This window comes from Kitasatospora sp. NBC_00374 (genome assembly GCF_041434935.1).
In the GTDB taxonomy this organism is placed as follows: domain Bacteria; phylum Actinomycetota; class Actinomycetes; order Streptomycetales; family Streptomycetaceae; genus Kitasatospora.
Genome location: NZ_CP107964.1, coordinates 2,388,051 through 2,399,934 on the forward strand (window position 1 = coordinate 2,388,051; position 11,884 = coordinate 2,399,934).

Annotated in this window: 11 protein-coding genes; 7 read left to right on the forward strand and 4 right to left on the reverse strand. The window is 74.4% G+C overall.

Annotated elements, in window-relative coordinates:
• Positions 1 to 79: 79 nt before the first annotated feature.
• The 3 genes from OG871_RS10660 to OG871_RS10670 form a co-directional block, all read right to left on the reverse strand.
• The gene (locus OG871_RS10660; protein WP_371496280.1) at positions 80 to 1,081 is read right to left on the reverse strand and encodes a hypothetical protein; all 1,002 of its coding nucleotides are present in this window, start codon (positions 1,079 to 1,081) and stop codon (positions 80 to 82) included.
• Positions 1,078 to 4,143, reverse strand: a complete 3,066-nt coding sequence (locus OG871_RS10665) for a BTAD domain-containing putative transcriptional regulator (protein ID WP_371496282.1) — start codon at positions 4,141 to 4,143, stop codon at positions 1,078 to 1,080. The genes OG871_RS10660 and OG871_RS10665 overlap by 4 nt, the downstream gene beginning before the upstream one ends.
• A gap of 76 nt (positions 4,144 to 4,219) precedes the next feature.
• A complete protein-coding gene (locus tag OG871_RS10670; RefSeq protein ID WP_371496283.1) occupies positions 4,220 to 5,236 on the reverse strand; it encodes a DMT family transporter in 1,017 nt (338 codons plus the stop codon).
• Between the two features lie 117 nt (positions 5,237 to 5,353).
• Between OG871_RS10670 and OG871_RS10675 the strand changes: the two genes are divergently transcribed.
• Positions 5,354 to 5,929, forward strand: a complete 576-nt coding sequence (locus OG871_RS10675; RefSeq protein ID WP_371496284.1) for a CGNR zinc finger domain-containing protein — start codon at positions 5,354 to 5,356, stop codon at positions 5,927 to 5,929.
• Positions 5,930 to 5,950: 21 nt separating this feature from the next.
• Here the strand turns inward: OG871_RS10675 and OG871_RS10680 are convergent, their stop codons facing one another.
• On the reverse strand, positions 5,951 to 7,240 hold the full coding sequence (locus OG871_RS10680; RefSeq protein WP_371496285.1) for a YihY/virulence factor BrkB family protein: 1,290 nt from the start codon (positions 7,238 to 7,240) through the stop codon (positions 5,951 to 5,953).
• A gap of 211 nt (positions 7,241 to 7,451) precedes the next feature.
• On the opposite strand from OG871_RS10680, the gene OG871_RS10685 reads away from it, so the two are divergent.
• From OG871_RS10685 to cysD, 6 genes are all read left to right on the forward strand, one after another.
• Positions 7,452 to 7,535 (forward strand): putative leader peptide, encoded by an 84-nt coding sequence (locus tag OG871_RS10685; RefSeq protein ID WP_317634116.1) that lies wholly within the window; start codon positions 7,452 to 7,454, stop codon positions 7,533 to 7,535.
• A gap of 193 nt (positions 7,536 to 7,728) precedes the next feature.
• The gene (locus OG871_RS10690) at positions 7,729 to 9,453 is read left to right on the forward strand and encodes a nitrite/sulfite reductase (protein ID WP_371496286.1); all 1,725 of its coding nucleotides are present in this window, start codon (positions 7,729 to 7,731) and stop codon (positions 9,451 to 9,453) included.
• On the forward strand, positions 9,450 to 9,626 hold the full coding sequence (locus tag OG871_RS10695) for a hypothetical protein (RefSeq protein WP_371496287.1): 177 nt from the start codon (positions 9,450 to 9,452) through the stop codon (positions 9,624 to 9,626). The genes OG871_RS10690 and OG871_RS10695 overlap by 4 nt, the downstream gene beginning before the upstream one ends.
• On the forward strand, positions 9,610 to 10,308 hold the full coding sequence (locus OG871_RS10700; protein WP_371496289.1) for a phosphoadenylyl-sulfate reductase: 699 nt from the start codon (positions 9,610 to 9,612) through the stop codon (positions 10,306 to 10,308). Before OG871_RS10695 ends, OG871_RS10700 begins: the two co-directional genes overlap by 17 nt.
• 40 nt (positions 10,309 to 10,348) lie before the next feature.
• On the forward strand, positions 10,349 to 10,948 hold the full coding sequence (cysC, locus tag OG871_RS10705) for an adenylyl-sulfate kinase (protein ID WP_371496290.1): 600 nt from the start codon (positions 10,349 to 10,351) through the stop codon (positions 10,946 to 10,948).
• Positions 10,945 to 11,883, forward strand: a complete 939-nt coding sequence (gene cysD / locus OG871_RS10710) for a sulfate adenylyltransferase subunit CysD (protein ID WP_371496292.1) — start codon at positions 10,945 to 10,947, stop codon at positions 11,881 to 11,883. The genes cysC and cysD overlap by 4 nt, the downstream gene beginning before the upstream one ends.
• Position 11,884: the final 1 nt, after the last annotated feature.

The following is an 11,884-nucleotide window of genomic DNA, read 5'->3' on the forward strand; positions in this document are numbered from 1 at the left end:
ACGTCACCTGTGACAGGTGCTGGTCAGCAGGTGCTCGACCGATTGCACGCGGAGGGGATATCGAATCGGTATCGACCGCCTATTGCCGCTCCTCGGCCCGCGCCGAGCGCGCGCCGGGCGCCACCGTGCGGGACCGTGGGGGGATGTGCCCGGTGCGGCGGATCGCGGCGTGGCAGAGCCGGGTCAGGAAGGTCGCGTCGTACGCGCCGGTGCCGAGCAGCTCGACCAGGACGCTCTCGTCGGCGTCGCGCCAGCGGGCGGTGCCGTCGGCGATCACCGCGCCGAGTCTCGACTCAACCGGCCGTCGACCGCCGGTGAGTTCGAGCGCCCGGCAGGCCTCGCTGCGCCGGGTGAACAGCCGGCGGCCGTCCTCGGCCGGCCCGAGGAACCGCCAGTCGTCCACCACCAGGTGGTCGGCGAACACGTACATCTCCTCCGGGAGGTCCGCGCCGGTGGCGTTGACCAGCACCGCGCCCGGGGCGGTCCAGTCCGGGCGCGGTTGCTCGGCCTCGCCGGTCAGCAGCACCAGGTCGGCGCCGAGCAGGGTCTCGCGGACGTCGGCGGCGAAGGTCAGCCCGACGCCCCGCTCGCGCAGCGCGCGGGCCAGCCGCCACCACAGCCGAGCCGTCCGGGCCGGGTCCCGGTCGTGCAGCGCCACATGGGTCAACCCGGGTAGCCGTACCGCCAGTTGAACCAGCTGCGCCTCGGCCAGCGCGCCCGCCCCGACCACCCCGGCGGTGACCACCCCGCCGGGGGCGAGGGCGCACATCGCGGCGGTGCTCAGGCAGGCCGTCCACAGCCGCAGCGCGCAGGACGCCGACAGCGCCCACTCCCGCTTCAACAGGCCGTCGTAGAGCCGGACCTCGTCCGTGTCCGCGCACACCCGCAGCACCGCGTGCGAGGAGCCCCCGCCACCGGCCGGCCGGGCCAGCGCCTCGCGCACCACCGCCAGCGGGTCCAGGGCCCGGAAGGTCGCCTCGGCCTCCTCGTCGCTCAGCCGCAGGACCGGGCCGTCCCCGTCGCACCGGCCGCCCCGGTCCTGGCGGGCCGCCAGGTGCGCGGGGTCGGACGGACGCTTCACTCCCCCACCGCCCGCAGCCCGCCGCGCGGGTCCCGGCCGACGCCCGGTGCGCGGCGCTGCGGGTGGCCGTCGGCCGCGCCGGTCGCCCAGTGCCACCGGCGCAGCGAGTCCCGCACGGCGGACTGCCCCCGCGGATGCCCCAGCTCCACGAACACCTCCAGCGCGTCCCGCAGTTGGACCTGGGCGGCGCTGGTACGGCCCTGCGCGAGGCTGGTGTCCCCGAGGGTGTGCATCACCCGGCCGTACAGCAGCCGGTCGCCGGCGTGCAGCGCGATCCGCAGCGCGTGCTGGAGGGCCGGCCCGGCCTCGTCCGGCCGGCCCTGGCGCAGCCGGACCCGGCCGAGGCCGTGCAGGGCGTGCGCCTCGCCGATCCGGTCCCGGGTGTCCCGGGCCGTCCGCAGGGTCTGGTGGAAGCCGCACTCGGCCGCCCCGCTGTGCCCGGTGAGCAGTTGCAGCTCGCTCACGCAGTGCCGGACCCGGGCCTGGACCCGGCCGTTGCCGGAGCGGACACCGAGCTCCAGGGCGCGTTCCAGCAGCTTCCCGGCCGGCCGGTGGTGGCCGGACTCCAGGCCGGCCCCGGCCAGGTCGCACAGCACGTGGGCCTGCCCGGCGGTGTCGCCCGCGGCGTCCAGACCGGCCAGCGCCTGCGCCCACTGGCGCTGCGCCGCCGGGCCGTCGCCGAGCAGCTGGCTGACCCCGCCGAGGGCGCGCAGCACCAGCCCGAGGCCGTGCCGGTCACCGAGCTCCGCGAACAGCGCCCGGGCCCGCTCCAGCCGCTCCCGGGCGTCCGTCAGCCGGCCCTGGGCCGCGTCGACCGCGCCGAGCGAGTACAGCGCGGCCGCGTGGCCGCGGGCGTCGCCCGCCGGGCCGCCGGTCACCGCGACCGCCGCCTGCGCGGTGCGGCGCCAGTCGGCCAGGTGGCCGCCGGTCGCCAGGAAGTCGGCGGCGGCCAGCGCCAGGCCCCAGCACAGGCCGGCGAGTCCGTGCTCGGCCGCCTGCCGGACGGCCGCGACCAGCGCCTGTTGCTCGCTCTCCAGCCAGGCCGTCGGTCGGCGCAGCAGTTCCCGGGTGAACGGCTGCGGCAGCGGCCAGCGGTCGGTGTCGCCGGACGGGCTGGGCAGGCCTGCGCCGTACTCCCGGCGGTGTGCCTCCTCGGTCAGCGCGAGCCAGGCGCCGAGTGCCCGGCGCAGCGCGGCCTCCTGGGCGATGTCCCGCTCCTCGGCGTCCAGCCGCTCGCGGGCGAAGGAGCGGATCAGGTTGTGCAGCCGGTAGCGGACCGGGCGGCTGCCGCCGCCCGAGGAGGCGACCTCGACCAGCCGGACGTCCACCAGGATCTCCAGCAGGTCCTCGGCCCGGCCGGGGTCGAGCTCGCACAGCGGCGCCGCGACCCAGCCGGGGAACTCGGGGACGTCCAGTACGGCCAGCCGGCGGAACAGCCGGCGGGCCCCGGCGGACAGCGCGTCGTAGGTCTCCTGGAAGCAGCTGCGCACGGCCAGCCCGTCGTGCACCAGTTCGCCCAGCGCGCCCTCCCGGCTGCGCAGCCGGGCGACCAGCTTGCCGACCGGCCAGTGCGGTCGCGAGGCGAGCCGCGCGCCCGCGATCCGCAGTGCCACGGGCAGCCCGCCGCACTGCTGGACGAGCTGCGCGGTCGCGTCGCGGTCGGCGTCGATCCGCTCGCGACCGGCGACCCGGCCGAGCAGCTCCACCGCGTCGGCGGGGCCGAGGACGCCGACGTCGACCGGCAGCACCCCCGGCAGGCCGGTCATCCGGTGCCGGCTGGTGGTGATCACCGCGCAGCCGCCGCTGCCGGGCAGCAGCGGCCACACCGGCTCCGCCGACAGGACGTTGTCGAGCACGATCAGCACCCTGGCCTCGGCAAGGGTGTCGCGGTACATCTCGGTGCGCTCGGCGGGGTCGTCGGGGATGGCGCGTTCGCTGACGCCGAGCGCCTTGAGGAAGCGGACCATGACGTGCTGGGCGCCGCCGGCGTCGCGGTGGCCGTCCAGGTTGGCGAACAGCTGGCCGCCCGGGAAGGCGTCCCTGACCTGGTGGGCGACGCCGACGGCCAGGCTGGTCTTGCCCACGCCCGCGGTGCCGCTGATCGCCACCACCCGGGGGGCGGCCCGGCAGGGCGTGCCGGGCTCGGCCAGCAGGTGGTCGCGGATCCGCCGGGCGTCGTCCTGCCGTCCGACGAAGTCCACCAGGCCGGGCGGGAGCTGACGCGGGACGGCGAGCCGGCCGGTGCCGTCGCCGCGCTGTCGGCCGCGCTCGCGACGGCCCCGCCCGGAGCTCCGCTCGCGGCCGCCGGGGCCGAGGTCGAGTGCGGGCCGGCGGGCCAGGATGTCGCGGTGCAGGCGCCGCAGCTCGGGGCCGGGCGAGACGCCGAGCTCCTCGGCGAGGGCGCGGTGGGTGCGCAGGTAGACGTCGAGGGCGTCGGCCTGACGGCCCGAGCGGTAGAGCGCGAGCATCAGGTAGCCCTGGAGCTTCTCCCAGAACGGGTTGGCCGAGGCCAGTGCGGTCAGTTCGCCCAGCAGGTCGTCGTGCCGGCCGAGCGCGAGGTCGAGCCGCAGCCGCTCGTTCAGCGCCCCGCGCCTGGCCTCCTCCAGCCGGACGGCCTTCTCCTGGACGAGCCGGCTGGGGATCCCGGCGAGGGCGGCGCCGCGCCAGACGGCCAGCGCGGCCTGCAGCAGGTCGGCGGCCTGGGCGAGGTGGTCGCGCTGGACGGCGGCGCGGGCCCGGGCCACCAGGTCCTCGTAGGTGTGGACGTCCAGGCTGCCCTCGGGCAGGGCCAGCAGGTAGCCGGGTGCGCGGGTGTGGATGAGGGTGCGGTGGCCGGCGGCGGCGAACCTGCGGCGCAGCGCGGAGACGCAGATCCGGATCTGGTCGCGCGCCGTCGGCGGCGGGCTGTCGTTCCAGACGGCGTCGATCAGGCGCTCCACCGAGACGACCCGCTCGGCCTCCAGGGCGAGGACGGCCAGGATGATCTGCTGCCGCACGCCGCCGAGGCCCACCGGCCGGCCGTCGACCTCGACCTCGATCGGGCCGAGTATCCGAAAGTCCATCTGTGGCCTTTGCTCCTCGGTCTACGGGGGTGTCCACGTGCGAGGTTCGAGGCTGAGCGGGTGGTGCCGGGGTGGGTCAGAGCCGGGCCTTCGGCCGGTCGCCGGGGAGCGGGCGCGGGCTGTCGGCCGCCGGTACGGGCCGCGCCAAGGGCTCGCGCCGCTCGGCCCGCTGGAGGTGGACGATGCCGCCCAGCAGCACGGCGGTGCCGACGAGCTGGAGGGCGTTCAGGGCCTGTCCGAGCCAGGCCCAGGCCAGGACGGCGCCCGCGAGCGGTTCCAGGGAGATGTTGACCGCCCCGGCCTGCGCGCCCACCCGGGCGGTGCCCCAGGAGTAGAGCAGGAACGGCAGCAGGGTGCCGAACACGCCGATCACGGCGGCGCCGAGCAGCAGCCTCGGGTGGTGGAACAGCTCCGGTACGCCGTGGGCGGCCTGGAAGGCCAGCCAGAGCGCGCCGGCCACCCCGAACGCCCAGGTGTTGGCGGTGAGCGCGCCGCAGACCCGGGCCGCGTGCCCGCCGAAGGCCGAGAAGCAGGCCACACCGGCCGCGGTGAGCAGGCCGAAGCCGATGCCGGGCAGGTCGAGGCCGTCGAGCGGGGTGGTCGGCAGCTCCACCACGAGGGCCACCCCGACCAGGGCGGCGGCCAGGCCGGCCAGCATCCGCAGGGAGGGCGCCCGGCGGGTGGCCGCCAGGGTCCAGGCCATCACGAAGGCGGGGGCGAGGTTCTGCAGGACCAGCGCGACCGCCACCGGCAGCCGCTGGATGGCCAGGAACAGCCCCGCGTTGGCGACCGAGACGGACACCCCGAAGCCGATCACCCAGAGCCAGGGGACCGGGGCCTTCGGCCGGGCCGGGCCGGTCCGCTGGTCCGCTCCGGCCGCCCGGCGGCGGGCGAGGGCCGACAGCACGGCCAGTCCGGCGAGCGCGATCCAGGTCCGGAACGCGACCACCTCCAGCGGGTCCGCGCCCTGGCCGAAGAGCTTGCTCGCGAGGGTGCCGCCGAGCCCCCAGAGCGTCGCGGCGGCGATCACGGCCGCCAGCCCGCCGTGCCGGGCCACCGCGGCGGCGAGCTGGTGTGCGTGGATGCGTGGCATGGCCGGACTCCGAGGATTGACGGGGCCCGTGGGCACCCGAGCGGTTGATCCACAGCGCAGCATCAAGTAACCTACAAACCATTTAGCCGGTTAGTCAAGATGGCTGGTGAACCACCGATGAAGCGCCAGGAAGCCCCGGGTCCGCTGGAACTGGTCCGCGGGTTCATCAACACGCACGACCTGGAGAAGGGGACCGACGAGCTGTCGACCCCCGCCCGGGCACAGGCCTGGCTGGCCGACCGGCGGCTGCTGCGCCCGTCCGCGCAGGTCGACGAGGTGCTGCGGCTGCGCGCGGTCGAGATCCGGGAGGCGCTGCGCGCACTGGCCGGCGCCAACTCGGGCGCCGCGGCGGACCCGACGGCCGTCCGGGCCCTGGACGAGCTCGCCGGCGCGGCCACCGTCCGGCTGCGCTTCGGCCCGGACGGCAGCCCGGACGTCGCGCCGGACTGCGGCACGGCGGCGGCCCGGGACGTCACGGGCGCGCTCGGGCTGCTGCTCGCCGTCACCGGCCGGGCGGCCTTCGACGGCACCTGGCGACGGCTGAAGGTCTGCCCCGCGCCGGACTGCCGGTGGGCGTTCTACGACCACTCCAAGAACCGCTCCGGCACCTGGTGCCAGATGGCCGAGTGCGGCAACCGCGCCAAGGCCCGCGCCTTCCGCACCCGCCGCGGCGACCCGGCGGCCACGAGCTGAACCGCCCCCCCGGAGGCCGGCCTACCGGCCGTCCCAGGAACCGGGCACGGGGTAGGACGGCGGCGTCGGCGGCCAGTCCGGGCGGTCGCTGTCCGGCGGCGGCGGGGGCTGGCGGCGACGGGGGGTGCCACCGCCGCCGAGCCGGCCGCGGACGTTGTGCGGTGGCAGCACCTCGGCCCAGCGCTCGGGGTACTCGGAGGGCGGCATGCCGTCGTCGTCGTCCTCGTCCGGCTCCTCCTCGGCCCCGTCGCCCAGGCCGAGCTCCCGGGCCCGCACCGCCCGCTGGACGGCGCGCCGCGCGGCCACCTCGCGGACCAGCGTCGCGGCCGCCTCCTCGCTGGCGCGCTCGTTCTCGGCGCGGGCGTCGGCGGTCTCGACGGTCGGCCAGCGCCGGTCTATGGCGGCGTTCATGGCCGCGCCGATGAGCACCGCGAGCGCCACCACGCCGATCCACAGCAGGACGGCGACGGGCGCCGCGAGCGAGCCGTACACCGACGGGCCCTCCACCGAGCTGACCAGGTAGAGCCGCAGCAGCACGCTGCAGACCACCAGCACCACCAGGGCCACCAGGGCGCCCGGGATGTCCTCGCGCCAGGGCGTGCTGACGGGCACCGCCACGTGGTAGAGCGTGGTCAGGAAGACCACCAGCAGCAGGATCGCGGCTGGCCAGTACAGCGCGCTGACCAGCCCGGCCGAGTCCGGCAGGGTGTGCACCACCAGTCCGGGGCCGGCCACCAGCAGGGGCATCACCAGCGAGCCGATCGCCAGCGCACCGAGGTAGAGGCCGAGCGACATCAGCCGGGTCTTGACGATGCCCCGCTTGCCGTCGAGGCCGTACATCACGGTGATGGTGTCGATGAAGATGTAGAGCGCCCGGGAACCGGACCACAGCGAGAGCAGGAAGCCGATCGAGATCAGGTCCGGCCGGCCGGCGTCGAAGACGCCCTTCAGCAGCGGTTGCACGATCTGCTCGACCGAGCTCGGTGAGAGCACCGTCCCGGATGCCGAGACGATGTCCTGCTTCAGCTTGTCGATGGTGCCGGCGCCGAGGATGTCGTCCAGGTAGCCGAGGGTGCCCGCCAGGCAGAGCAGCAGCGGCGGGATGGACAGCAGCGTGAAGAACGCCGCCTCCGCGGCCAGGCCGGTCACCCGGTACTCGACGCAGGTGTTGGTGGTGTCCTTGAGCAGGCCCCACAGTGTCCGGCGCCAGGTGTTCTGCTTCGCCGCGCGCCGACGGCCGCCCCGTCGGCGGACGGGACGCTCGACGGCCTGGCCCTGGGTGTCCTGCGAAGTACTGCCGGCTGCTTGCACGCCTCTACGGTATCGGCCCACGCCACCCGATCCGCGCGCACGCACGCGCGAGGCCCGCGCCGGGAACGCCCCGGGTACGGTGACGGGCCCGGTACGGGTCCGAGCGGCCCGGAGCTCCGCGATTCGACGGCCATCTCACAGTGCGAAACCATTGCGTCCACCATGCGGACGTTGGTGGACCGGGGGTCGCCCGCCGTGCGAATCTCTTGCCATGCCAAGCGCCGGAGCCACCCTAGTAGGTCGACTGCACGTCGATCTCCTTCGCGTGTCCAGCGCCATCTGTCCGGTGACCTGAGCCCACCCCCGCCGCCACCACCGCACCCGGCGCCACCACCGCCGTCGCCGCTCCAGCGGATGCGCGAGCCCCCCGGGCAACAGGTCACTGCTCATCGACTCCCTGCCGCACTTCGCCAAGAACGCGCAGGTCGGAGCAGGACGTGCCCGGGACGTAGTGCCCCGAACCACGCCAGCCGATTGAGGACGACACCATGGCCCCCACTCCCGAACCGGTCGAGCCCCAGGTCGACAGCGCCCCCGCGCGCCGTCCCGCCGCCGCCCGCAAGGTGACCCGCCACCGCGGCGAGGGCCAGTGGGGCATGGGGCACTTCACCCCGCTCAACCCCAACGAGCAGTTCAAGAAGGACGACGACGGTCTCAACGTGCGGACACGCATTGAGACGATCTACGCGCACCGCGGCTTCGACTCGATCGACCCGGCCGACCTGCGCGGCCGGATGCGCTGGTGGGGTCTGTACACCCAGCGCAAGGAGGGCATCGACGGCGGCAAGACCGCGATCCTGGACCCGCACGAGCTGGACGCCGAGTACTTCATGCTGCGGGTCCGGATCGACGGCGGCCGCCTGACGGTGGCCCAGCTGAAGGCGATCGCCGAGGTCTCCGAGCAGTACGGCCGGGGCACCGCCGACCTGACCGACCGGCAGAACGTCCAGTACCACTGGATCCGGATCGAGGACATGCCCGCGATCTGGCAGAAGCTGGAAGGCGTCGGCCTGTCCACCACCGAGGCCTGCGGCGACACCCCGCGGGTCATCCTCGGCTCCCCGGTCGCCGGCATCGCCGAGGACGAGATCATCGACGGCACCCCCGCCATCGACGAGATCCAGCGCCGTTTCATCGGCAACCCCGAGTTCTCCAACCTGCCGCGCAAGTTCAAGTCGGCGGTCTCCGGTTCGCCGCTGCTGGACGTGGCCCACGAGATCAACGACATCGCCTTCGTCGGCGTGGTCCACCCCGAGCACGGCCCCGGCTTCGACCTCTGGGTCGGCGGCGGCCTGTCCACCAACCCCAAGCTCGGCGTCCGGCTGGGCGCCTGGGTTCCGCTGGAGGAGGTCGCGGACGTCTACGGCGGCGTCATCGGCATCTTCCGCGACTACGGCTACCGCCGGCTGCGCAACCGCGCCCGGCTGAAGTTCCTGGTCGCCGACTGGGGTGTGGAGAAGTTCCGCCAGGTGCTGCAGGACGAGTACCTGAAGTACGACCTGGTCGACGGGCCCGCGCCCGAGGAGCCCAGCGGCACCTGGCGCGACCACGTCGGCGTCCACCGGCAGAAGGACGGGAAGTTCTACGTCGGCTTCGCGCCGCGGGTCGGCCGGGTCAACGGCGAGCTGCTCGGGCAGGTGGCCGACCTGGCCGCCGCCCACGGCAGCGACCGCCTGCGCACCACCGCCGAGCAGAAGATGCTGGTCCTGGACGTCGCGGAGGACCGGGTCGAGTCCCTGGTGGCCGGGCTGGAGGCGCTGGACCTGCGGGTCACCCCGTCCCCGTTCCGCCGCGGCACCATGGCCTGCACCGGCATCGAGTACTGCAAGCTCGCCATCGTCGAGACCAAGGAGCGCGGCCGCACGCTCATCGACGAGCTGGAGAAGCGCCTGCCGGAGTTCGGCGAGCCGCTCACCATCAACATCAACGGCTGCCCGAACGCCTGCGCCCGGATCCAGGTCGCGGACATCGGTCTCAAGGGCCAGCTGGTGACCGACGAGAACGGCGACCAGGTCGAGGGCTACCAGGTGCACCTCGGTGGCGCGCTGGGCCTGGAGGCCGGCTTCGGCCGCAAGGTCCGCGGGCTCAAGGTCACCAAGGACGGCCTGCCGGACTACGTCGAGCGCGTGCTGACCCGCTTCCAGGCGGAGCGCGCCGAGGGCGAGCGGTTCGCCCAGTGGACCGCCCGCGCGAGTGAGGAGGCACTGTCGTGAGCGAACGCGCCGCGCCGTTCTTCTGCCCGTACTGCGGCGACGAGGACCTGCGCCCGTCCGAGGCCGGGCACGGCGCCTGGGAGTGCCACAGCTGCCGCCGGGCCTTCCAGCTGAAGTTCCTCGGCCTGCTGTCACCCACCAACGGGGGGAGTTCGGATGAGCACGGCGACTGACCTGGAGGCGCTGGCCACCGCGGCCGGCCGCGACCTGGAGGAGGCCTCCGCGCAGGAGGTCCTGCGCTGGGCCGCCGACAACTTCGGCAAGCGGTTCTGCGTCACCTCCTCGATGGAGGACGCGGTGGTCGCCCACCTCGCCTCCTCGGTCTTCCCGGGTGTGGACGTGGTGTTCCTGGACACCGGCTACCACTTCGCCGAGACCATCGGCACCCGGGACGCGGTGGCGGCGGTGATGCCGGTCAACGTCATCACCCTCACCCCGAAGCTCACCGTGGCCGAGCAGGACGCCGAGTACGGGCCGCAGCTGCACGACCGCGACCCGGACCTGTGCTGCTCGCTGCGCAAGGTCGAACCGCTGAACCGCGGCCTCGGCGGCTACGACGCCTGGGCGACCGGTCTGCGCCGCGACGAGTCCCCCAGCCGGGCGAACACCCCGGTGGTCTCCTGGGACCCGAAGCGCCGCAAGGTGAAGATCGCCCCGATCGCCCGCTGGACCCAGGAGGACGTGGACGCCTACGTCGCCGCCAACGGCGTGCTGCTCAACCCACTGCTGTGGGAGGGCTACACCTCGATCGGCTGCTCGCCGCTGTCCTGCACCGCCAAGCCCGGCGAGGGCGAGCAGGGCCGGGCCGGCCGCTGGGCGGGCTCCGGCAAGACCGAGTGCGGCATCCACCTCTGACCCCGCACCAACCCCCTACGCACCATCAGGAGATCTCACCGTGACGACAGCCGACACCTCGGCCGCCGGGGCCACCGCAGAGGCGGCCCCCCCGGCCGCCACCTGCGAGCGCGGCGCCACCGTGTGGCTGACCGGGCTGCCCAGCGCGGGCAAGACCACGCTCGCCTTCGCCCTGGCCGACCGGCTGCGCGCCGAGGGCCACAAGGTCGAGGTCCTGGACGGTGACGAGATCCGGGAGTTCCTCTCCAAGGGCCTCGGCTTCACCAAGGAGGACCGGCACACCAACGTGACCCGGATCGGCTTCGTCGCCGAGAAGCTGGCCGCGCACGGCGTGAAGGTGCTGGCGCCGGTGATCGCTCCGTACGCCGACTCCCGCGCGGCCGTGCGCGAGCTGCACGCCGCCAGGGGCACCGACTTCCTGGAGATCCACGTCGCGACCCCGGTCGAGCTCTGCGCCGAGCGCGACGTCAAGGGCCTGTACGCCAAGCAGGCCGCTGGCGAGATCTCCGGCCTGACCGGGGTCGACGACCCGTACGAGGCTCCGGTCGACCCGGAGCTGCGTATTCAGACGCAGGGCCGCGAGGTGGCCGACTCGGCCGCCGAGCTGCACGCCTTCCTGACCCAGAGGGGCCTGGCATGACGACCGCGACCCACCGCCTGCTCGACACCCACGAGAGCCCGTTCGCGCTGTCGCACCTCGACGCCCTGGAGGCGGAGTCGGTGCACATCTTCCGCGAGGTGGCCGGCGAGTTCGAGCGCCCGGTGATCCTGTTCTCCGGCGGCAAGGACTCCATCGTCATGCTGCACCTGGCGCTCAAGGCCTTCTGGCCCGCCCCGGTGCCGTTCGCCCTGCTGCACGTGGACACCGGCCACAACTTCCCCGAGGTCATCGCCTACCGCGACCGCGTGGTGGCCCAGTACGGCCTGCGCCTGCACGTGGCGCACGTCCAGGACTTCATCGACGACGGCCGGCTGCGCGAGCGGCCCGACGGCACCCGCAACCCGCTGCAGACCGTCCCGCTGCTGGACGCCATCGAGTCCAACAAGTTCGACGCCGTCTTCGGCGGCGGCCGCCGGGACGAGGAGAAGGCCCGCGCCAAGGAGCGCGTGTTCTCCCTGCGCGACGAGTTCGGTGCCTGGGACCCGCGCCGTCAGCGCCCCGAGCTGTGGAGCCTGTACAACGGCCGGCACGCGGTCGGCGAGCACGTCCGGGTCTTCCCGCTCTCCAACTGGACCGAGCTGGACGTCTGGCAGTACATCGAGCGCGAGAGGATCGAGCTCCCGGAGATCTACTACGCCCACGAGCGGGACGTCTTCGCCCGCGACGGCATGTGGCTGACCGCCGGCGAGTGGGGCGGCCCCAAGGAGAGCGAGCCCGTCCAGCGGCGGCTGATCCGCTACCGGACGGTGGGCGACATGTCCTGCACCGGAGCGGTCGACTCGCACGCGGCGACCATCGCCGACGTGATCGCCGAGATCGCCGCCAGCCGCCTCACCGAGCGCGGCGCCACCCGGGCCGACGACAAGCTCTCCGAGGCCGCCATGGAAGACCGTAAGCGCGAGGGGTACTTCTAGA